Origin of the sequence: Streptomyces sp. NPDC058371 (genome assembly GCF_042723265.1) — a bacterium.
Classification (GTDB): domain Bacteria; phylum Actinomycetota; class Actinomycetes; order Streptomycetales; family Streptomycetaceae; genus Streptomyces.
The window spans coordinates 699,864-721,916 of record NZ_JBHXJC010000003.1; the positions used below are offsets into that span (position 1 = coordinate 699,864).

At 72.5% G+C, this 22,053-nt stretch carries 17 protein-coding genes; 12 read left to right on the plus strand and 5 right to left on the minus strand.

What is annotated here, in order from left to right; all coding sequences use genetic code 11:
- Window positions 1-68 precede the first annotated feature (68 nt).
- The gene (locus ACFWM2_RS14620) at window positions 69-1,631 is read left to right on the plus strand and encodes a peptidoglycan recognition protein (protein WP_383278208.1); all 1,563 of its coding nucleotides are present in this window, start codon (window positions 69-71) and stop codon (window positions 1,629-1,631) included.
- Window positions 1,632-1,749: 118 nt separating this feature from the next.
- On the plus strand, window positions 1,750-2,832 hold the full coding sequence (locus ACFWM2_RS14625; protein ID WP_383278211.1) for a sugar phosphate nucleotidyltransferase: 1,083 nt from the start codon (window positions 1,750-1,752) through the stop codon (window positions 2,830-2,832).
- A gap of 171 nt (window positions 2,833-3,003) precedes the next feature.
- Here the strand turns inward: ACFWM2_RS14625 and ACFWM2_RS14630 are convergent, their stop codons facing one another.
- The 4 genes from ACFWM2_RS14630 to ACFWM2_RS14645 all read right to left on the minus strand — a co-directional run bounded on the left by ACFWM2_RS14630 (window position 3,004) and on the right by ACFWM2_RS14645 (window position 6,889).
- Complete coding sequence (locus ACFWM2_RS14630) at window positions 3,004-4,005, minus strand: DNA-3-methyladenine glycosylase family protein (RefSeq protein ID WP_383278214.1); 1,002 nt, start codon at window positions 4,003-4,005, stop codon at window positions 3,004-3,006.
- A 68-nt stretch (window positions 4,006-4,073) separates the two neighbouring features.
- The gene (locus ACFWM2_RS14635) at window positions 4,074-5,402 is read right to left on the minus strand and encodes a coenzyme F420-0:L-glutamate ligase (RefSeq protein ID WP_383278217.1); all 1,329 of its coding nucleotides are present in this window, start codon (window positions 5,400-5,402) and stop codon (window positions 4,074-4,076) included.
- Window positions 5,399-6,358 carry a 2-phospho-L-lactate transferase gene (gene cofD / locus ACFWM2_RS14640; RefSeq protein ID WP_383278220.1) on the minus strand — a complete coding sequence of 320 codons (960 nt, stop codon included), beginning with the start codon at window positions 6,356-6,358 and terminating at the stop codon, window positions 5,399-5,401. The genes ACFWM2_RS14635 and cofD overlap by 4 nt, the downstream gene beginning before the upstream one ends.
- A 42-nt stretch (window positions 6,359-6,400) precedes the next feature.
- Entirely contained in the window at window positions 6,401-6,889 is a 489-nt protein-coding gene (locus ACFWM2_RS14645) for a cysteine dioxygenase (RefSeq protein ID WP_383278223.1), read from the minus strand.
- 684 nt (window positions 6,890-7,573) lie between these two features.
- Here ACFWM2_RS14645 and ACFWM2_RS14650 point away from each other — a divergent pair.
- From ACFWM2_RS14650 to ACFWM2_RS14660, 3 genes are all read left to right on the plus strand, one after another.
- Window positions 7,574-7,837, plus strand: a complete 264-nt coding sequence (locus ACFWM2_RS14650; RefSeq protein WP_003975777.1) for a WhiB family transcriptional regulator — start codon at window positions 7,574-7,576, stop codon at window positions 7,835-7,837.
- 196 nt (window positions 7,838-8,033) lie between these two features.
- Window positions 8,034-11,684, plus strand: a complete 3,651-nt coding sequence (locus ACFWM2_RS14655; RefSeq protein ID WP_383278226.1) for a glycosyltransferase — start codon at window positions 8,034-8,036, stop codon at window positions 11,682-11,684.
- Entirely contained in the window at window positions 11,681-13,177 is a 1,497-nt protein-coding gene (locus ACFWM2_RS14660; protein WP_383278229.1) for a DUF5719 family protein, read from the plus strand. The genes ACFWM2_RS14655 and ACFWM2_RS14660 overlap by 4 nt, the downstream gene beginning before the upstream one ends.
- A 148-nt stretch (window positions 13,178-13,325) precedes the next feature.
- Here the strand turns inward: ACFWM2_RS14660 and ACFWM2_RS14665 are convergent, their stop codons facing one another.
- Window positions 13,326-13,775 (minus strand): metallopeptidase family protein, encoded by a 450-nt coding sequence (locus ACFWM2_RS14665; protein WP_383278352.1) that lies wholly within the window; start codon window positions 13,773-13,775, stop codon window positions 13,326-13,328.
- A 512-nt stretch (window positions 13,776-14,287) separates the two neighbouring features.
- On the opposite strand from ACFWM2_RS14665, the gene ACFWM2_RS14670 reads away from it, so the two are divergent.
- The 7 genes from ACFWM2_RS14670 (at window position 14,288) to ACFWM2_RS14700 (ending at window position 21,975) form a co-directional block, all read left to right on the plus strand.
- Complete coding sequence (locus tag ACFWM2_RS14670) at window positions 14,288-14,665, plus strand: DUF3499 domain-containing protein (protein ID WP_383278232.1); 378 nt, start codon at window positions 14,288-14,290, stop codon at window positions 14,663-14,665.
- A gap of 165 nt (window positions 14,666-14,830) precedes the next feature.
- Window positions 14,831-16,447: an L-lactate permease gene (locus ACFWM2_RS14675; RefSeq protein WP_383278235.1), complete on the plus strand. Its 1,617-nt coding sequence runs from the start codon at window positions 14,831-14,833 to the stop codon at window positions 16,445-16,447.
- A gap of 150 nt (window positions 16,448-16,597) precedes the next feature.
- On the plus strand, window positions 16,598-17,959 hold the full coding sequence (locus ACFWM2_RS14680; protein ID WP_383278238.1) for a phosphomannomutase/phosphoglucomutase: 1,362 nt from the start codon (window positions 16,598-16,600) through the stop codon (window positions 17,957-17,959).
- 304 nt (window positions 17,960-18,263) lie between these two features.
- On the plus strand, window positions 18,264-18,434 hold the full coding sequence (locus ACFWM2_RS14685; RefSeq protein ID WP_266699539.1) for a Trm112 family protein: 171 nt from the start codon (window positions 18,264-18,266) through the stop codon (window positions 18,432-18,434).
- 25 nt (window positions 18,435-18,459) lie between these two features.
- Window positions 18,460-19,587, plus strand: coding sequence for an SIS domain-containing protein (locus ACFWM2_RS14690; protein WP_383278241.1), 1,128 nt, complete (start codon window positions 18,460-18,462; stop codon window positions 19,585-19,587).
- 144 nt (window positions 19,588-19,731) lie between these two features.
- On the plus strand, window positions 19,732-20,883 hold the full coding sequence (gene manA / locus ACFWM2_RS14695; RefSeq protein WP_383278244.1) for a mannose-6-phosphate isomerase, class I: 1,152 nt from the start codon (window positions 19,732-19,734) through the stop codon (window positions 20,881-20,883).
- A 117-nt stretch (window positions 20,884-21,000) separates the two neighbouring features.
- Window positions 21,001-21,975, plus strand: a complete 975-nt coding sequence (locus tag ACFWM2_RS14700) for a cation diffusion facilitator family transporter (RefSeq protein WP_383278247.1) — start codon at window positions 21,001-21,003, stop codon at window positions 21,973-21,975.
- Window positions 21,976-22,053 lie beyond the last annotated feature (78 nt).

Below are 22,053 nucleotides of genomic sequence, written 5' to 3' on the forward strand. Positions count from 1 at the left end.
GAGTGGGCCCGACGACCCGTCAATTCCCCGATGGACAGATATGTATGACTATGTCCACGATCGTTGGCATGCGTGGATTTCTTGCTTCCTCGATCGGTGTCACGTGTGCGGCGGCCCTGGCCCTTCCGGGCGCCCTGCCTGCTTCGGCCTCCGTGCCCAGGGCGCAGACGGCCTCCGCCTTCCGGGCGGACGAGGCGTCGTCCCCGGGCGGGACGCGCGCCGCGTCCAACGCGTCCAACGCGTCCAACGCGTCCAACGCCTCCAGTGCTGCGAACGCCGCCAACGCCGCCGCGGCGGAGGCGGCCGTCCCCGGCAGTACCCAGTCCCTCCCTCTCGCCCCGCTCACCCGCGACCGGGCCATCGGATCCGCCGCGTCCGAACAGGGCGTGATGAGACGGGACGTACGACCGTTCTCGCTCCTCGGCGTCATCTGGGACGACCCGGACACCGAGCTGCACGGCCGGGTCCAGGTCCGTACCCGGTCCGCGGGCGGCAACCGCTGGTCCGGCTGGCAGGACGTCGAGACGCACAACCACGAACACGCGGCCGACCCCGACACCGCCGAGCGCGACTCGGGCCGGGTGCGCGGGGCGACGGCGCCGCTGTGGGTGGGCAACTCGAACGGCGTCGAGGTGCGGGTGCAGGCAGAGACGGACGACCGGTCCACCTCCGCCGACGACTCGCCGCTCCCCAGGGGGCTGCACCTCGAACTCGTCGACCCCGGCGCGGGACCCTCCACGCGCGCCCCCATGGAGGCGCCGAGCGCGGGCGCGCAGGCCGAAGAGGCCGCCGCCAACGCCGACCTCGCGCCCCTGGGCGCCACCGAGATCCCGGCGCTCTCCAAGGAGCGGACCGAGGAGGAGTTCCTCGCCACGCAAGGGGCGCGGGACGAGGAACGCGCGCCGGGCGCGGCGCGAGGAGCTGAGCAGCGCGGAACTGAGCGGCGCGCGGTGCAGGGGAGTGAACAGCGCGCACTGGGGAGCGCACGGCGCGTACAGCAGGAGAGCGAGCGGCGCGCACAGCCCTACATCGGCCCGCGCCCGCGCATCGTCACGCGCCGGGGCTGGGGCGCGAACGAGAGCCTCCGTGAGCGGGGCTTCATCTACACGGGGAGGGTCAAGGCGGCCTTCGTGCACCACACCGCGTCGGGCAACAAGTACAGCTGCTCTCAAGCCCCTTCGGTCATCCGCAGTATCTACCGCTACCACGTCAAGAGCAGCGGCTGGCGTGACATCGGCTACAACTTCCTCGTCGACAAGTGCGGGACCATCTACGAAGGCCGCGCCGGGGGCGTGGCGAAGCCCGTCATGGGTGCCCACACCCTCGGGTTCAACACCAACAGCATGGGGATCGCCGTCCTCGGCAGCTTCGGCTCCGCCAAGCCGACCGCCGCGGCGGTGAAGGCCATCGCGAAGCTCACCGCCTGGAAGCTGGGCTTGTTCGGCGCCAATCCGCGCGGCAAGACATACCTGAAGTCCGGTGGTGGCAATCTCTACCGAAAAGGAAAGAACGTACGACTGAATGTGATCTCCGGCCATCGGGACGGATTCGCCACCGAGTGTCCGGGACGCCGTCTCTACAGCAAGCTCGGCACGGCCCGTTCCACGGCGGCTCGCTACCAGGGCCGATGAGGACCGGTGACACCCCACGTCGATGGAAGCGGCCGTCGGATCGGCCGTCGAACGGTCTGCATACACTGGCCGGCCGAAACACAGTTCGGCCGGCCCCAGCAGGAAGCAGAGACGACAGGTGACTGAAGCGATCCTCCTGGTCGGCGGCAGAGGCACCCGACTGCGCCCGCTCACCGTGCACACCCCCAAGCCGATGGTTCCGGCGGCCGGGGTCCCGTTCCTCACGCACCAGCTGGCGCGGGCGAGGGCGGCGGGCGTGGAGCACATCGTCCTGGCGACCTCGTACCTGGCCGAGGTCTTCGAGCCGTACTTCGGTGACGGCTCGGCGCTGGGTCTCCACATCGAGTACGTCACCGAGGACGAGCCCCTCGGCACCGGCGGCGCCATCCGCAACGTGGCCTCGCGCCTGCACTCGGGGCCGGACGAACCGGTGCTGATCTTCAACGGCGACATCCTCACCGGCCTGGACATCCCCGCTCTCGTCCGCACCCACGAGACCTCCGGCGCGGACGTCTCCCTGCACCTCACCCGGGTCGAGGACCCGCGGGCGTACGGCCTGGTCCCGACGGATTCCTCGGGTCGTGTGACGGCCTTCCTGGAGAAGCCGCAGACCCCGGAGGAGATCGTGACCGACCAGATCAACGCGGGGGCGTACGTCTTCCGCCGCTCGGTCATCGACACGATCCCCGCGGGCCGCCCGGTCTCGGTGGAGCGCGAGACGTTCCCGGAGCTGCTCGCCACGGGCGCCCACCTCCAGGGCATGGTCGACTCCACGTACTGGCTCGACCTGGGCACCCCGCAGGCCTTCGTCCGCGGCTCCGCGGACCTGGTCCTCGGCCGCGCCCCCTCCCCGGCCGTCCCCGGCCGCTGCGGCGACCGCCTCGTCCTCCCCACCGCCACGGTCGCCCCCGACGCCAAACTCACCGGCGGCACGGTGGTCGGCGAGGGCGCGTACGTCGGCGAGGGCGCCCGTATCGCCGGCAGCGCGATCCTGGAGGGCGCCGTGGTGGAACCCGGCGCCGTCATCACGGACTCCCTCGTCGGCGCCCGCGCCCGCATCGGCCGGCGCTCGATCCTCACCGGCGCGGTCATCGGGGACGCCGCGCTCATCGGCCCGGACAACGAACTGCGCGAAGGCGTCCGCGTATGGTGCGACGCCCGCATCCCAGCGGGCGCGGTCCGCTTCTCGTCGGACCAGTAGCCACGCCGGACCACTCGCGCCGGAGGGGCTGGAGATTTCCAGCCCGTCCGGCGTTTGAGGACGAGCGCGCAGCGCGATACGGGGGTCTGGGGGCGGAGGCCCCAGGGACGGGACGGGAAGGGGCGGAGGGGGCGAAAACCGCCCTGGATTCCGCCAGGCCGCCGCCCCCGGCTAAAGCCGCCCGATGTCCCATCGAGGCATTTTCGGCACCCGCCGCGGCGGCGTACGCCCACCCAGCAGAATGAACCGCGCCGCCCGATGCCGCTGCCCGGCGTACGGCTCCAACAGCGCCAGCATCACCGCGTCGTCCGCATCGCGGTCGCCCGCCAGCGAGTACCCCACGATCCCGGGCAGGTGCAGATCCCCGACCGTCACCGAATCCGCGGCCCCATGACTGCGCTGCACGACCTCGGCGGAGGTCCAGGGCCCGATCCCGGACACCAGCTCCAGCCGGGCCTGGGCCCGCACGGGGTCGAGGGCCACGGCCTCCTCCAGCCGCGGAGCCACCCGCACCGCCCGCAGGATCGTCGACGCCCGCTTGTTGTCGACCCCGGCCCGGTGCCACTCCCAGGAGGGAATCAGCGCCCAGCTCCGCGGAGCCGGCATGACATGCATCCGCCCGTCCACAGGCCCCGGCGCCGGCTCCCCGAACTTCCGTACGAGCAAGCGCCAGGCCCGGTACGCCTCGTCCGTAGTGACCTTCTGTTCGAGGATCGACGGGATCAGGGACTCCAGGACCAGGCCGGTCCGGGTCAGCCGCAGTCCGGGACGCCGGTGCCGCGCCGCGGCCACCAGCCGGTGCCGTGGTTCGAAGACGCTCGGGTCGTCCAACGCCCCCAGCAGTGCGGGGAGTTGCTCCAGCAGCCAGTCCGCCCCCGGCCCCCACGCCGCCGCCTCGACGGCCCCGCCCCGCGCCGCGACCCGCAGCGTGCCGGGCCCGGCGGGCGTACGGCTGGCCCGCCACACGGACCCGTCCGGCGTCGTACGGAAGGTCGGGTCGCCCGGCCCTCGGCGCAGCGGTCCGAGCACCAGTCCGAGATCGAGCGGGCCCTCGGGCACCCAGGTCCGCCGCCGCCCGCCGGCGCTCTCCTGCCGCGGCACGCCTCCGGGCACGGCGACATGCCCGCCGCGCACGGTCGTGCGCGTCGGCCGGGGAGCGAAACGTCCAGCCACGGATGGGTCCTAGGGGTGCTCGGGGTGCCCTACGAGGGTAGGCGGTCCTGACGCCTGAGCCGGGTGACTCAGCGCACCTCGATGAAGGCGGCGGCGTCCCGCGGGGGCCGCGCCTTCGGCTCCTCGGCCGCGTGCCCGACGGCGACGGCGCCCATGGGGTCCCACCCTTCGGGCAGCCCCAGCACCTCCCGTACGACATCCCGGCAGAACATCGTCGACGACACCCATGCCGAGCCGAGCCGTTCACCGGCGAGCGCCACCAGGAAGTTCTGCACCCCGGCGCCGGCGGCGACCACGAACATCTCCCGCTCGGCCGCGTCCCGGCGCGTGTCCCCGTACGTGTGGGAGCCGTCCGTCACCAGACACGGCACCGCCAGGTAGGGCGCCGCGCGCAGCACGTCACCGCGCCGCACGCGCTTGGCGATCGACTCCGGCGACTTCCCGTCCCGGTGCAGATCCGCGATCCACGCGTCCCGCATGGCGTCGAGCAGCCGGGTCCTGGACTCCTCGGACTCCAGGAGCACGAACCGCCAGGGCGTCGTGTGGTGCGGCGCCGGAGCGGTCACCGCCGCGGCCACCGCGCGCCGGACCGCACCCGGGTCGACCGGCTCGTCGGTGAAGGCCCGCACCGTGCGCCGCTGGGTCACCGCCTCGCGGACTGCCTCCGACGTACCGAGCCGGAACATGTCGTCGCGCGCGCCGCGCACCATCGCCCGCGCCCCCTCGCCGCCGTCCTCGGCCACCACATGCGCCAGCCCGCGCACGACGGCGACGGGCAGCCCGGCGGACTTGCCCTTCACCAGGTCGCCCGCGGCGGCGAGCTCGTCGGCCGTGGCGACGACGGTGGCGCTGAGCGGATTGCCGTACGCGTCCGTGCCCCCGCGCAGGTCGTCGAGCACCTGTACGCCCGCGGCCCCGATGGCGACATCGGTGAGCCCGGTCCGCCACGGCCGCCCGAAGGTGTCGGTGACGACGACGCCGAGGTCGACCCCCAGCACGTCCCGCAGCCCGTCCCGCAGGGCGCGCGCGGACGCGTCGGGGTCCTCGGGCAGCAGCAGTACGGTCCCGGCCGGTGTGTTGGAGGCGTCGACGCCGGCCGCGGCCATCACGAGCCCCTGCCGGTTCTCGACGATGCGCAGGGCGCCGCGCCGCGCCACCACGCGTACGGTCTCGGCGTCGATGGCCGCCTCACGGTCGGCCGCCTCGACCACCCGGCCCTCCGCCTTGGAGACGATCTTCGAGGTGACGAGGAGCACGTCCCCGTCGACCAGATCCGGCTCGGCCGCGGCGATGAGCTTGGCGAGGTCGTCGCCCGGCTGCACCTCCGGGAGGCCGGTCAGGGCCCACACCCGGTAGCCCGGGGCCGCCCCCGCGCGCGTGGACAGGTCGTCGCTCAAATGCCCCGCACCTCCTCCGCCAGCGTCAGCGCCTCACGCGCCATCTGCGCCGTGGCGTCGAGGTCGGACATCATCAGCGGTACGGCCCGGCAGCGGATGCCCGCCGACTCCACCCGCTCGACCACGGACGCGTCCACCGTGTCGACGAGCCAGCCGTCCAGGAGCCCCGAGCCGTAGTGCTCGGCGACCGCCGCGGCGTTCGACTCGACGCCCACCGCGGCCAGCACCTTGTCGGCCATGCCGCGCACGGGCGCGTCCCCGACGATGGGGGAGAGGCCGACCACCGGGACACCCGCGTCGGCGATCGCCTCCCGGATGCCGGGCACCGCGAGGATCGTGCCGACGGACACCACGGGGTTGGAGGGCGGGAAGAGCACGACATCGGCCTCGGCGATGGCTTCGAGGACGCCGGGCGCGGGCTTGGCCTGCTCGGCTCCGACCGGCACCACGGCCTGCGCCTCGACGGAGGCCCGCAGCCGTACCCAGTACTCCTGGAAGTGGATCGCCTTGCGCTCGCCGTCGATCTCGACGGCGACATGCGTCTCCACGCGGTCGTCGGACATGGGGATCAGCCGGACGCCCGGCTTCCACCGGTCGCACAGCGCCTCGGTGACGGCGCTGAGCGGATAGCCGGCGCCGAGCATCTGCGTCCGCACGATGTGTGTGCCGAAGTCGCGGTCGCCGAGTCCGAACCACTCCGGCCCGACCCCGTACGCCGCGAGCTCCTCCTTGAGGTGGAACGTCTCGTCGGCCCGCCCCCAGCCCTGCTCCTCGTTGATACCGCCGCCGAGCGTGTACATCACCGTGTCGAGGTCCGGGCAGACCTTCAGCCCGAAGAGGTGGATGTCGTCCCCGGTGTTGCCGATGACCGTGATGTCCGCGTCCGGCACGGCCCGCTGAAGACCACGCAGGAACCGGGCACCACCGATGCCGCCTGCCAGAACCACAATGCGCATGGGGTTCAGTCTTGCAGGCGGCTACGACAACGTGTCAGCCGGTTACGAGACCTCGGCGACCGCGCACCGGGCGGCGTGCATGGGCATCTCGGTGAGCCCGGGGTAGTACACGTGCAGGCTGGCCGCCGGTTCGAGCGTGTCGTTGACGACCTCGTGGACGTAACCCGGCGCGAAGACCCGCTGTGCACCGGCGCGCAACGCGCGCGTGCCGCGATCGGTCCGCTCGGTCAGCGCGCCGTCCAGCACCGTCAGTACGCCGGAGGAGAGGCCGTGGTCGTGGAGTCCGCTGCCCTGCCCGGGCACCCAGGAGAGCAGCCACACCTCGTAGCCCGGTCCGGTCTGCAGCCGGTGGTACCAGCGTGAGGTCGCGTCGTACTGGACGAGGTGCTCCCACTGGGAGCGGTCGGCGGCGATGGAGCGGGCGAGGCCGACGAACTCGGCCACCGTGGCGGGGTGTTCGCGCGGCGGCTGGAGCAGGTGCGGGACCTCGAGGATGTCCCCGGCGATCTGGAGGTCGTTGTCGCTGTTCATGGGTGCGGTGGTTCCTCGGCGGGAGAGTGCTGGGGTGTCGCAGACGGGTTCCGACCGGATCACGGGCGGGAGGGGTCGCCCTGGTGCGGGCGGGATGTCGCCTCGGTGGGGCGAGGCAGCCGGAGCGCGGTACGGCTCAACAGCTGGGACAGCAACAGCAACAGCGAGCGCGGGCAGCACCGTGGGACCCGGCGGTGCGGGTCGAGGCGGGCGCCAAGTTCGCGAGCATGCCCACCAGCACATCGGTTCACACCTCGACTGTCAACTTCACGTCCGCCATGTGGGAGATGTTTCACCTCATCCGGTTCAACTCGCAGGCGAAAGGTTTGTTCAGGAGGCTCCCCGGACACATGGCGCACAACCGGGCGCGCAAACCTCGCCGCGATCCCGTGATCCATATGTGATCCGGTTCGCTTCGTCGTACGTGTCGGAACGAGATCGAACTCCTGGGCGTCTCTCCCTTCGAGGGATCGGGCGCCCCGCCTGGGTCCTGCGGCTGTCTTGGTTTATGCCGATTTGAACACTTTCCGCATAGCCTTGGTTCCGCAGAGTGAATAAGGGGCCCAATAGCAGATCTCGGCTTGACTGGCCCGGATCGGCACACTTGTAATTTCACTCGTGTCGTTCAGCCGAAATCGGTAACGGCAGCATCACGGGGACGCGAAAGACAGACGAGGGGCGCACATGACCGAGCTGGTGCAGCAACTGCTGGTCGACGACGCGGACGAGGAACTCGGCTGGCAGGAGCGCGCGCTGTGCGCCCAGACCGACCCCGAGTCCTTCTTTCCCGAGAAGGGCGGCTCCACCCGCGAGGCCAAGAAGGTCTGTCTCGCCTGTGAGGTCCGCTCCGAGTGCCTCGAATACGCGCTCGCCAATGACGAGCGGTTCGGCATCTGGGGCGGTCTGTCCGAAAGGGAGCGACGACGTCTGAAGAAGGCCGCCGTCTGACCGGACGGCGCCGTTCCTGAGTGCCGAGGGCCCTCCGTACCGAGACGTAAGACCGGCCCGTCGCGTGTGGGTTGTCCACAGGCGGCGGGCCGCTGTGCTGCTCAGCCGTTAGTGTGGGCCCTCGTCCGAGACGTCCCGCTGTCCCCGCCGGACACAGACGTCCACCGCAGTCCATCGAACCGGGGCCCGTACCTCGATGTCCGTGCACAGCCATCCGGCAGCCCAACACGACGCTGCCGCTCCTGAGTTCCCGCGCCACGTGGTGACCGCGGTGCTCGTCTCCCACGACGGCGCCCGCTGGCTGCCCGAGGCGCTCGCCGGCCTGCTCGGCCAGGAGCGCCCCGTACAGAACGCGATGGCGGCCGACACCGGCAGCGCGGACGACTCCGCCCAGCTCCTCACCGACGCGCTCGGCGCCGAGCGCGTGCTGCACCTCGCTCGGCGGACCGGCTTCGGTCAGGCCGTGGAAGAGGCCTCCCGCAACGCGGGCGTGCTCACGCCGGACGACCTGCCGTATCTGAAGCGTCCCAGCGGGTGGGATCCCGTCACCCGCACCTGGCGCGACGACGCCTACGACCTGCCGGAGTTCCCGCACGGCGAGCCCGAGCAGTGGCTGTGGCTGCTGCACGACGACAGCGCCCCCGACCCGGACGCCCTGGCCCAGCTGCTGCGCGTCGTGGAGAACGAGCAGGAGCTCGGCAATGAAGTCGCCGTCGTCGGCCCCAAGCTCCGCGGCTGGTACGACCGGCGGCAGCTCCTGGAAGTCGGCGTCACCATCGCCAACTCCGGCCGCCGCTGGACGGGCCTGGACCGCCGCGAGCAGGACCAGGGCCAGCACGACCACGTCCACCCCGTGCTGTCCGTGTCCACCGCCGGCATGCTGATCCGGCGCGATGTCTTCGAGGAGCTCGGCGGGTTCGACCGGCGGCTGCCCCTGATGCGTGACGACGTCGACCTGTGCTGGCGCGCCCAGGCCGCCGGACACCGCGTCCTCGTCGCCCCCGAGGCGGTCGTCCGGCACGCCGAGGCCGCCTCCCGCGAGCGCCGCACCGTCGACTGCGTGGGCCGCACCTCCGCCTCCCCGCACAAGGTCGACAAAGCGGGCGCCACGTACACCCTCCTCGTCAACGCGCGTACGGCACAGCTGCCCTGGATCCTGATCCGGCTCGTGCTCGGCACCCTGGTGCGCACGGTCGCGTATCTGGTCGGCAAGGTCCCCGGACAGGCCGTCGACGAGATCCGCGGCCTGCTGGGGACACTGCTCCGCCCGGAGCGGATCATCGCGGGCCGGCGCAGGCGCGGCCGCCCGCAGGTCGACAAGGGGGAGCTGCGCGCGCTGTTCCCGCCGCCCGGTGCCACAGTCCGGGCCACCGTCGAACAGGCCGCGGGCAGTCTCGTCGGCCGCTCCGACCCCGAGACCGTCGCCGGCGCCGGACGGCACGGCGGAGCGGTCGAGTCCGGACCCGGCGGCGACGACGCCGACTTCCTGGAGGTCGAACAGTTCGCCCGGCTCAAGCGCGTCGCCCGCAAGCCCGGACCGGTGCTCTTCGTGGTCCTGCTGTTCGTCTCGCTCATCGCCTGCCGCGCGCTGCTCGGCGGTGGCGCGCTGGCCGGTGGCGCACTGCTGCCCGCGCCGGCCGACTCCTCCGAGCTCTGGTCGCGTTATCTGGACGGCTGGCATCCGGTGGGCGCAGGCGGCACGCAGTCCGCGCCGCCGTATCTCGCACTCGTCGCCATGCTGTCGAGCCTCTTGTTCGGCTCCACCGGGCTCGCGGTCACCGTGCTCCTCGTCTGCTCCGTGCCGCTGGCCGGCTTCGCGGCGTACTTCGCTTCGCGGCCCCTCGCCGAGTCGCGACTGCTGCGCGCCTGGGCCTCCGTCGCGTACGCCTTCCTGCCCGCCGCCACCGGCGCTCTCGCCGGCGGCCGGATCGGCACCGCGGTTCTCGCGATCCTGCTCCCGCTCATCGCGCGCGCGGGCGTCGCGGCCAGCGGCCTCGCCCACTCCTCGGGTGCGCGCGGCAGTTGGCGTGCCACCTGGGCGTACGCGCTCCTGCTGACGTTCACGACGGCCTTCACGCCGATCGTGTGGCCGATCGCGCTGGTCCTCGGAATCGCCCTCCTCGTGGTGCGCCGCGGCGAGATCACCGCCTACGGCCTGCGCTTCCTGGCCCAGCTCGGCACGCCGCTGCTGATCCTCGCCCCGTGGTCGCTGACGCTGCTTCCGTTCGGCTTCTTCAAGGAAGCCGGCCTGGAGTACGGCGACAGCGCCGCCTCCTCGCTCGATCTGCTCGGGGCCAGCCCGGGCGGTCCGGGCACGGTCAGCGGGCTGATGCTCATCGGCATCGTGCTGGCCGCGCTGGCCGCCCTGCTGCGAAGCGAGCGGCAGCGGGCGGTGTGGGGGGCCTGGGCCGTCGCCCTGGTCGCTCTCGTCTTCGCCGTGCTGTCGAACAGCTCCACCTGGGCCGGCCCCGCCACCCTCGTCTACGGCCTCGCCCTGCTGGCCGCCGCCGCGGTCGGTGCCGACGGGGCACGCGCGCGTGTGGCCGAGCAGAGCTTCGGCTGGCGTCAGCCGGTGGCCGCGCTCATCGCGTTCACCGCGGCCGCCGGTCCGCTGCTCGTCGCCGCGGGCTGGATGATCGGCGGCGCCGACGGACCCGTGGAGCGGCGCGACCCGGTGCAGGTGCCGGCGTTCGTCGCCGAGGAGAGCGGCACCCGCGACCAGGCCCGCACCCTCGTCCTCGACAGCGACACCACCGCCCGCGTGGGCTACACCCTCGTCCGCGGCTCCGGCGCCCGGCTCGGCGACGCCGAACTCGCCACGGCGGGCGGCGAGAACCAGAAGCTCGACAAGGTCGTCGCCAACCTCGTGGCCGGCTCCGGCGCCGACCAGGCCGACCAGCTCGGCGGTTTCGCCGTGCGCTACGTCCTGGTCCGCAAGGGCGCGCCCCGCGAAGTCAGCCGGGTCCTGGACGCCACGCCGGGCCTGAGCCGGCTCAGCCAGGCGGACGGCAGCGCCCTGTGGCGCGTGGACCGGCAGGTCTCCCGAGCCGCCATCGTCACCAAGTCCGGTGAGCCGCAGGCCGTCGCCGCCGGACCCGTCGAACTGCACACGACCGTCCCCGCGGGCGCCGCGGGCCGCGTGCTGCGCATCGCCGACTCGGCCGACGAGGGCTGGACGGCCACCCTGGACGGGCAGCCGCTCACCCGCACCACGGTCGACGGCTGGGCGCAGGGCTTCGAACTGCCCGCCGCCGGTGGGAAGCTGGACGTCGCCTTCGACGACCCGGTCGGGCACACCGCCTGGCTGTGGGTGCAGGGCGCGCTGGCCGTAGTCCTCGTGGTGCTCGCCCTGCCGGGCCGGCGCCGCGACGTCGACGACGACCTCCCCGAGCAGGAGCCGGTCGTGCCCGCGCAGGAGGTCACCGGCGAGGGCCGCCGCGCGCGCCGGCTGCGCGCCCAGGCCGAGGCGGAGGCGGAGCTCACCGACCCGGACGACCCCGGCTTCCCGCCCCCTCCCGCGGAGGAGATCTCCGCCGCCGCCGTCCCGCAGCAGCAGGCGTACGGCGAATGGGACACGGCGAGTTACGCGGGCGCCGAGTACGGCACCTACGGGGGCGAGCAGTACCAGAACAACCAGCAGTACCCGGCGGGCACCTACGAGCAGCCGTACCAGGCGGACCCCTACCAGGGCGGCCAGTACGACCCGTACGCGTACGGGGGCACGACGGCGTACGACCAGACGTACCACCAGGGTTACGAGATGCCGTACGACCCGGAGCAGCCCCCCGTGCCGCCGCAGCCGCCCCATGGCACCGACAGTGAGCGCCCCGACGGGAGCCAGCAGTGAACCGCACCACCCTTTCCCTGATCGCCGGCGCCGGCGCGCTCGCCGCCGTCACCGGATTCGCCGCGCTCACCGCGCCCGACGCCTCCGGCGGCGACACGGCGAAAGCGGCCGCTCAACTGCCCGTGGAGCGCACCAGCCTGCTCTGCCCGCAGCCCAGCACCTCCGACCTCGCGGAGACCGCGTACACGTCCTTCACGCCCGTCTCGAAGGGCACCGGCAGCAGCGGCACGGCCCAACTCAAGTCGGCGGCGGGGAAGTCGGCGGACGGCGCCAAGAGCGGCACGGACAAGAAGAAGGCCGACAAGCCTGTCCTGACACCCAAGGAGCCCGGCAAGCCGGTCACCGGCGCCACTTCGGGTGCCGACGCGCCCGCGCTCGTCGGCACCGCGGAGGGCAGGTTCGCTCCCGGCTGGACCGTCCAGGAGACGACCGAGGTCGCCGCGGGCACCGGACGCGGTCTGCTCGGCGCCAACTGCACCGCTCCGGACACCGAGTTCTGGTTCCCGGGCGCCAGCACCTCCGACGACCGTACGGACTATGCGCACTTGACCAACCCGGACGACTCGGCCGCCGTCGTCGACATCGAGCTGTACGGCAAGGACGGCGCCCTCAAGTCCACGGTGGGGGAGGGCATCACGGTCCAGCCGCACTCCAGCGAGGCGATCCTGCTGTCCACGCTCACCGACGAGCCGCAGACCAACCTGACCGTGCACGTGAGTGTCCGCAGCGGACGGGTGGCCGCCGCCGTCCAGGCCCTCGACGACAAGCTCGGCGGCGACTGGCTGCAGGCCGCCACGGACCCGGCGGCCGGACTCGTCCTGCCGGGCATCCCCAAGGACGCCACGTCGGTGCGCCTGGTCGCCTTCGCGCCCGGAGACAGCGACGCCGACCTGAAGGTGCGCCTCGCCTCACCGTCCGGGTCGATCACCCCCGCCGGGAACGAGACGCTGCACGTCAAGGCCGGCATGACCGCCGCCGTCGACCTCGGCGACGTCACGCGCGGGGAGGCCGGTTCCCTGGTGCTCACGCCCACCGACGAGTCGGTGCCGATCGTGGCCGCGCTGCGGGTGGTGCGCGGCAAGGGCGACAAGCAGGAGACGGCGTTCATCCCGGCCACCGCCGCGATCGGCACGCGCGCGACGGTCGCCGACAACCGCTCCAAGGGCAGCACGCTCGCCCTGACCGCCCCGGGCCGTACCGCCGAGGTCAAGGTCACGGCCTCGGCGGGCAGCGGGGGCGGTACGGCGGTGACGAAGACGTACACGATCAAGGGCGGTACGACACAGAACGTGGACGCGCCCGTCCCCGCCGGCCTCAAGGGCACGTACGCGCTGACGGTGGAGCCGGTGTCCGGAGGCTCCGTCTACGCCTCGCGGACGCTGGCCGTCACGATCGAGGGTGTGCCCGCCTTCACGGTGCAGACCCTTCCGGACGACCGCGGGACGGTGGCCGTGCCGCGGGCGGAGCAGGATCTGTCGGTGCTGCAGAAGTAGCGATCGACGACCCGGCCGGCGGTCCCCCCGGTTCTCGGCGGGGGTGAAGGAGTGACCCTGACGAGGGACCGGGTCAGGGTCACCGCGGGGCCGGGCAGCCGTGTTGTCGTCACCGGGAGGGCGTCCCAGTGAGCCGCACCGGCGATCCTCAGTCCTCGCCGTACCGGGGATCCACCGTCTCCGGGGTCAGCCCGAGGATCTCCGCCACCTGTTCCACGACGACCTCGTGCACCAGGGCCGCGCGCTCGTCGCGGTTCTTGGTGCGGATCTCGACCGGGCGCCGGTAGACGACCACGCGCGCGGGGCGGTCCTCGTGCGCCGGGATCGTGCCTCCCAGGGGGACGGCCTCGTCGTTCCACGTCTCGCCGGGGGCGTCGATGCGAGGCACCTCCAGGACCAGGAAGTCGATCTCGGAGAGCTGCGGCCAGCGCCGCTCCAGACGCTCCACGGAGTCCTGCACCAGGTCGGCGAAGACCTCGGCGCGGCTCGCGGCCAGCGGGACCTGAGGCGGCGCGACGGGGCCGCGCATGCCCCTGCCGTGGCGGTCGCGGCGGCGGGGCCCGGGTGCTGCGGCGCGGGGCGGTACGGGGTTGTCCATCACTGACGAAGCGTAGTCCCCGCGGGGGCCGGGCGCCCGGCCCCCGCGCGGCCGGCCGGGGACGGCGAGTGCGCAGCCGCCATCGGGCGGTACTCACGGTGCCGTGCCGGGAAGCGCCCCTGGGGGCGTGCCGGGAGGGCCGATCGGTGCCGCGCCGGAAGGGGCATCGGTGCTGTGCCAGGAGGGACATCGATGCTGGGGTCTCCGCCGCGGGGCGACACCGCCCGTGCACCGCGCCTCATGTCGCCCGTCCTGTCGCTCGATGACCATTCCGGCCAAGGTTGGGCTCGTTTCCGTATCCCTCCAAGACCGTCGATCTCATGGCAATTGACGGGGTTTGCTCCAAGTAGTGATCGGATCCAGGTCCGTTCAAGATCGTGCCGGTGGACGTACTCCCAGCTCAGCGGCGCCTGTTCGGAAGTGCGAGTGAGTCGTCTCACAGCACGACACGGTGGAGTGACCCGGGGGAGAGTCGTCGCGGCCCGCTCAAGAGTGCGGTACCGTCCAACGTCGTGAGCCCTGTACGTCGCTGTTCGCGCACCGCTTGCGGCCGTCCCGCCGTCGCGACGCTGACGTACGTCTACGCCGACTCGACCGCGGTCCTCGGCCCGCTCGCCACCTACGCCGAACCCCACTGCTACGACCTGTGCGCCGAGCACTCCGCGCGCCTCACCGCGCCTCGCGGCTGGGAGGTCGTCCGGCTGTCCGACGGCTCGGCTCCCTCGCGCCCCAGCGGCGACGACCTCGAAGCGCTCGCCAACGCGGTCCGCGAGGCGGCCCGCCCGCAGCAGCGCACGGCGGAGGCCGGTGGCGCCAACCCGCGTACGGCGGACCCCATGGAGGTCGCGCGCCGCGGCCATCTGCGGGTACTGCGCTCACCGGACAACTGACGCTCCCGAGCTGTCGGCTGGGGCAACCGGGCCTCTTCCGCCCGCGTCCCGTGTGCCGATTCCGGTCGCCCGTGCACAGCCATTGACGTGGCACTGTCGTGGAGCCGACCATTCCGTCGCCCGTGAGAAATCGCTTTCCGCCTTGCGGAATCCGGGGAGGCGCCCATGTACGTCCAGGAACTGGAACCCGTCGCCGGCTCGCTCGGCCTGTCCGCACTTGTCGCGACCCTGCCGCTCGTCATCGTTCTCGTCCTGCTGGGCGGCATCCGGATGAAGGCGCATCTCGCCGGGCTCATCGGCCTGCTGGCGGCGGCGCTGGTCGCCTGGCTCGCCTACGGCATGCCGGTCGGTCAGACGCTCTCCAGTGCCGCCCAGGGAGCCGTCTTCGGCCTGTTCCCGATCCTGTGGATCGTCGTCAACGCCCTCTGGGTGTACCGGATGACGGTCCGAACGCGGCACTTCGACATCCTGCGTCGCTCGTTCGGGCGGTTGTCCGACGACCCGCGCATCCAGGCGCTCGTGATCGCCTTCTGCTTCGGCGCGCTCCTGGAGGCGCTCGCGGGCTTCGGTGCGCCCGTGGCGATCTGTTCGGTCATGCTCGTCGCGCTCGGCTTCGACCCGGTGCGCGCCGCGGTCGTCGCGCTGGTCGCCAACACCGCGCCGGTCGCCTTCGGCGCCATGGGCACTCCCGTGGTGACGCTGGCCCAAGTGACCGGTCTTTCCCTGGATTCCGTCGCCTCCGTAGTGGGTCGGCAGACCCCGCTGCTCGCTCTTGTCGTCCCCCTGGTGCTCGTGTTCCTGGTCGACGGGCGACGCGGGCTGCGCGAGACCTGGGTGCCCGCCCTGGTGTGCGGAATCGCCTTCGCCGCCGCACAGTTCGCCGCGTCCAACTACGTCTCCGCGCAACTCGCCGACATCGGTGCCTCCTTGGCGGGTGCGGCCGCGCTGGTCGCCGTACCGCAGGCGCGCAGGCCCGCCGCCGAGCCCGTACGCGTCGCGGTCCTGACCGGCGTACGCAGCGAGGACCTGGACGAGGACGACCCGCGCCCCGAAGTCGTCCGCGCCTATGCCCCGTACGTCCTGATCATCGTCATCTTCTCGATCGCGCAGATCCCGGTGGTCAAGGACTGGCTCGCCAAGGCGACACGGGTCTTCGACTGGCCGTTCCTGAACGTCGTCGGCCCGGACGGGAAGCCGGTCGGCGGGAACGTCTTCACCTGGCCGATCGTGTCGACGGGCGGCACGTTGGTGCTGCTCGCCGGGCTGCTGACGGCGGTCGTTCTCGGGGTGCACGCGCGCGTGGCGGTCAGGGAGTGGGCGGCCACCGTGCACGAGTTGAGGTTCGCCATCCTCACCGTGACGTCCGTGCTGGCGCTCGCCTACGTCATGAACCTGTCCGGACAGGCGGCCACGATCGGTCACTTCGTGGCGGCGGCCGGCGCGGGACTCGCCTTCCTGTCACCGGTCCTGGGGTGGTTCGGGGTCGCCGTCTCGGGCTCCGACACGTCGGCCAACGCCCTCTTCGGCGCCCTCCAGGTGAGCGCCGCACGGGAATCCGGGCTGTCGCCCGAACTGCTCGCCGCCGCCAACAGCTCAGGCGGTGTCCTCGGGAAGATGATCTCGCCGCAGAACCTGACCATCGCGTGCGCGGCGGTCGGGCTCGCGGGGCGCGAGGGCGACCTGCTGCGCAAGGTGCTGCCCTGGAGCATCGGGCTGCTGCTGGTCATGTGCCTGATCGTGATGGGGCAGAGCTCGCCGGTCCTGGACTGGATGCTGCCGTGAGCCTTCTCGGGGCGCGTGGTCGTGAGGTTCAGGTCGCGCGGTCCTGAACCTCAGGTCAAACGGTGTGTGTCCGCTCAGCCTCTTCACAGCCGATTGTCGGTTCGTGCGGGTAGTTTGGGGTCACTGCCGAGAACTCCAGGAGGGTTGGCCGTGGCTGCTGATCTGTCACAGCTCGTGAAGGCGTACGACGTCCGCGGGGTGGTCCCGGACCAGTGGGACGAGACGCTGGCCGAGCTGTTCGGGGCGGCCTTCGCCCAGGTGACCGACGCCGACGCGATCGTGATCGGTCACGACATGCGGCCCTCGTCCCCGGGCCTGTCGCGTGCCTTCGCGCGCGGGGCGGCGGAACGCGGTGTCGACGTCACCGAGATCGGCCTCTGCTCGACCGACCAGCTATACTACGCGTCGGGCGCGTTCGACCTGCCGGGCGCCATGTTCACGGCGTCGCACAACCCCGCTCAGTACAACGGCATCAAGATGTGCCGGGCGGGCGCGTCACCCGTCGGTCAGGACACGGGCCTCTCCGAGATCCGCGAACTCGTCGAGTCCTGGGTCGACTCGGGCGCCCCGAAGTCGGACGCCACACCGGGCACGATCACCCAGCGTGACACGTTGGAGGATTACGCGGCGTACCTCCGCGGTCTCGTCGACCTGACCTCCATCCGCCCCCTGAAGGTCGTCGTCGACGCGGGCAACGGCATGGGCGGGCACACCGTGCCGACCGTCTTCGCCGGCCTGCCCCTCGAGCTCGTCCCGATGTACTTCGAGCTGGACGGCACGTTCCCGAACCACGAGGCCAACCCGCTCGACGCGAAGAACATCGTCGACCTCCAGAAGCGCGTCCGCCAGGAGAGCGCCGACCTCGGCATCGCCTTCGACGGCGACGCGGACCGCTGCTTCGTCGTCGACGAGCACGGCGACCCCGTCTCGCCGTCAGCCATCACCGCCCTGGTCGCCTCCCGCGAACTCGCCAAGCACGGCGGCGGCACGGTGATCCACAACCTCATTACCTCCTGGTCGGTGCCGGAGGTCGTCCGGGAGAACGGCGGCAAGCCGGTCCGCACGCGCGTGGGCCACTCGTTCATCAAGGAGCAGATGGCCAAGACCGGCGCCATCTTCGGCGGCGAGCACTCGGCGCACTACTACTTCCGCGACTTCTGGAACGCGGACACGGGCATGCTCGCCGCGTTGCACGTCCTCGCCGCGCTCGGCGGCCAGGACGGCCCGCTCTCCGGGCTCGTCGCCCAGTACGACCGCTACGCCGGATCCGGCGAGATCAACTCCACGGTCGACGACCAGACGGCCCGTCTCGCCGCCATCAAGTCGGCGTACGAGGGCCGCGACGGCGTCACCCTGGACGAGCTCGACGGACTGACCGTCACCGCCGCCGACTGGTGGTTCAACGTTCGCCCCTCCAACACGGAGCCCCTGCTGCGCCTGAACGCGGAGGCGCGGGACGAGGCGACGGTGGCGAAGGTACGGGACGAGGTGCTGGAGATCATCAGGGGCTGAGGCGCCGTACGCCGCTGAGGGCGCCGGTCCGTGGGCGCCGGTCCGTGGGCGCCGGCCTTTGGGTGCCGGCCCACCCGCGGGCGCCGGGGCCGGTCCTTGGCCGGACGGCCGGATGGCCGCGCAACGTCGTACGCCGCTGAGGGTGCGGGTCCGCAGCCGCCGGGCCCGCTCCCCGGCCGCACCACGCCCACGCGTGCAGGCGGGCCGCCCGGCGTCCCGGGCGACCGTCCTGCCGGCCGGGGCACCCCGGGGCCCACGGCGGTACCCTGACCAGGCCGCATCCACCTGTTCGGAAGGACACCCCATGCCGCTCGAAGCCGGCCTCCTGGAGATCCTCGCCTGCCCGGCCTGCCACGCCCCGCTCAAGGAGCAGGAGAGCGAGCTGGTCTGCACCGGTCAGGACTGCGGCCTTGCCTACCCAGTCCGGGACGGCATCCCCGTACTCCTCGTCGACGAGGCCCGCCGCCCCGCGTAACGACGAGGATCGGAGGCTGCCGCCCATGCTCGACGAATCGCTGCTCGACACCCCTGACGCACTGTCCGAGGCGGACCGCCGGGGCCTGCTCCGCGGCGCCGCCGAGGCCGGCGCCCGGGTCCGCACCGCCGCCCGGTTCGCCGCCGAGGCAGGCGTCAACGAGCTGAAGCCCGACGGCCGGCCGCGCGCCGTCCTGATCGCGGGCCCCGGCATCGCGTCCGCAGGCGTCGCCGACCTGCTCGGCACCCTCGCCGGCGCCGGCTGCCCCGTGACCCGGCTGCACCCCGCCGGAGTGGCTCCCGCCGCGGGCGCCCTGCGCTGGGAACTCCCCGGCTGGGCGGGCCCGGTGGACCTCGTCCTCGTCGCCACCCCCGACGGCACCGAACCGGGCCTCGGACTCCTGATCGAACAGGCCTACCGCCGCGGCAGCACCGTCGTCGCCGTGGCCCCCGCCGGCACCCCGATCGCCGAGGCCGTCGACGGCGCGCACGGCCTGTTCGTCCCGATGGCCACCGCCCCGTACGAGGCGGACCAGCCCGCCGCCGCGTCCGCCCCCGGTGTCCTGTGGGCGCTGCTCACCCCGCTGCTCGCGATCCTCGACCGCGCCGGCCTGCTCTCCGCGCCGCCCGAGGCTCTGCAGAAGGTCGCCGACCGCCTCGACCAGGTCGCCGAACGCTGCGGACCCGCCATCGCGACGTACAGCAATCCCGCCAAGACGCTCGCCGTGGAACTCGCCGAGGCGCTTCCGGTGATCTGGACCGAGGGAGCCTCCGCCGGACCCGCCGGGCGCCGCTTCGTCGCCGCGCTCGCCGAACTGGCCGGCCGTCCCGCGCTCGCCGCCGAACTCCCCGAGGCGCTCTCCTCGCACAGCGTCCTGCTCTCCGGCGCGCTCGCCGCGGGTGCCGACCCCGAGAACTTCTTCCGCGACCGCGTCGAGGAACAGCAGGCCCTGCACGCGCGCGTGGTGCTGCTCCGGGACCGTCCCATCGGCGGCCTCACCGCCGCCCCGGCCGCCCGCGAGCTGGCCCTCAGCCACGACACCGCGATCAGCGAGCTCGAACCGGAGGAGGGCCCCGAACTGGAGACCCTCGCCGAACTGATCGCCATCACGGATTTCGCCGCCGTTTACCTCGCGCTCGCTTCGGGGGCCTGATCTTGACCACGCCGGACGACTCGGCCGCCAGTGCCGGGACACCATGACCCGGGCCGGGCGGCGACCGAGCCGGACAGCCGGGCCCGCGGCCCGCGCCTGACGACCAGCGCCCGCTGAGCAGCGTACGTACGGAGAGAACACTCGATGGACCGCCTCGACAACACCGTCCGCCCCTACGCCTGGGGCTCGATCACCGCCATCCCGCGACTGCTCGGCGTGGAGCCGACCGGTGAGCCGCAGGCCGAGATGTGGATGGGCGCCCACCCCGGCGCGCCCTCGGGCACCGCGCGCGGCCCGCTCAACCAGGTGATCGACCAGGACCCCGAGCGGGAGCTCGGCCCGGCGGCCGTCGCCAAGTTCGGCCCCCGTCTGCCGTTCCTGCTGAAGATCCTCGCCGCGGTCGCGCCGCTCTCCCTCCAGGTCCACCCCGACCTCGCGCAGGCGAAGGAGGGTTACGAGGACGAGGAGCGCCGCGGCATCCCGATCGACGCCGGCCACCGCAACTACAAGGACGCCAACCACAAGCCCGAACTCATCTGTGCGCTCACGGAGTTCGACGGCCTCTGCGGCTTCCGGGCGCCCGGTGCCGCCGCCGACCTGCTGGCCGGCCTGGACGTCGACTCCCTCAAGCCGTACGTCGACCTGCTGCACGCGCATCCCGACGAGGCCGCCCTGCGCGAGGTGTTGACGGCGGTCCTCACCGCCGACCGCGAGGAGATGGCCCACACGGTCACCGAGACCGCGGCCGCCTGCTCCCGGCTCGGCGGCGCCTACGCGCCGTACGCCGACATCGCCCACCACTACCCGGGCGACCCCGGTGTCATCGCGGCGATGCTGCTCAATTACGTCCAACTGCAGCCCGGTGAAGCCCTGTTCCTCGGCGCGGGAGTCCCGCACGCCTATCTCAACGGCCTCGGCGTCGAGATCATGGCCAACAGCGACAACGTCCTGCGCTGCGGCCTGACCCCCAAGCACGTCGACGTACCCGAACTCCTGCGCATCGTCCGCTTCGAGGCGAGCGACCCCGGCGTACTGCGGCCGGAGGCGTCACCGGACGGCGAGGAGGTCTACGAGACCCCCATCGACGAGTTCCGCCTCTCCCGGTACGTCCTCGCGGCGGGCGCGGTTTCGCAGGACCTCACCCGTGCCACCCCGCAGATCCTGCTGTGCACGGCCGGGACCGTACAGGCGGGCGAATTCACCCTGTCCCCGGGTGAGTCCGTGTTCGTACCGGCGGCGGAAAAGGCCGAAGTGTCCGGGCCTGGCACGATCTTCCGGGCCACCGTGGTGGTCTGACGGGGCTGGCGCGAAGGGCTGCCGCGCCGATGTCGGACCGGGCTGCAAGAATGGCCCATCGCAAAGGACGGGCAAAGGCCCGGTGACTGGCAGAGGGCGAAGGGACACCCCGGACACATGAGCGCGTCAGGCGGCAACAAGGCGATCGTGGCGGCACTCGGCGCCAACCTCGCGATCGCGGCAGCGAAGTTCGTGGCGTTCCTCTTCAGCGGTTCGTCGTCGATGCTCGCCGAGTCCGTGCACTCGCTCGCCGACTCCGGGAACCAGGCCCTGCTTCTGGTCGGCGGCAAGAAGGCCCAGCGCGAGGCGACCCCGCAGCACCCGTTCGGCTACGGCCGCGAGCGCTACATCTACGCCTTCCTCGTCTCCATCGTCCTCTTCTCGGTCGGCGGCATGTTCGCCGTCTACGAGGGCTACGAGAAGATCCGCCACCCCCACGAGCTGGACAACTGGTACTGGCCCGTGGGCGTCCTGGTGTTCGCGATCATCGCCGAGGGCTTCTCGTTCCGTACGGCCATCAAGGAGTCCAACCCGCTGCGCGGCGACCACTCCTGGAAGGAGTTCGTCCGCCGCGCCAAGGCCCCCGAGCTGCCGGTCGTCCTCCTGGAGGACCTCGGTGCCCTGGTCGGTCTGGTCCTCGCGCTCGGCGGCGTCGGCCTTGCCCTGCTCACCGACGACGGCGTCTGGGACGGCATCGGCACTCTCTGCATCGGCATCCTGCTCATCCTGATCGCGCTCGTGCTGGCCGCCGAGACCAAGTCCCTGCTGCTCGGCGAGTCCGCCGGCGTCGACGAGGTCAAGAAGATCGAGACCGCCATCGTCGACGGCAACACGGTCACCGGCATCATCCACATGCGCACGCTCCACCTCGGCCCGGAGGAGCTCCTGGTCGCCGCCAAGATCGCCGTCCAGCACGACGACACGGCCGCGGAGGTCGCCTCGGCGATCAACGCCGCCGAGGCCCGCATCCGCGAAGCGGTCCCGATCGCCCGCGTCATCTACCTGGAGCCGGACATCTACAGCGAGGCCGAGGCGGCCAAGGGCGCCGACCTGGAGGCGACGCCCGGGGGACCCGCACAGACGGGCCACTGACCTTCCCGGTCTGCGCCGGGGACTTCACCCCTGGACGGGCCACGGCGGCGGTGGAGGCGGAGCTCGCCTCCACCGCCG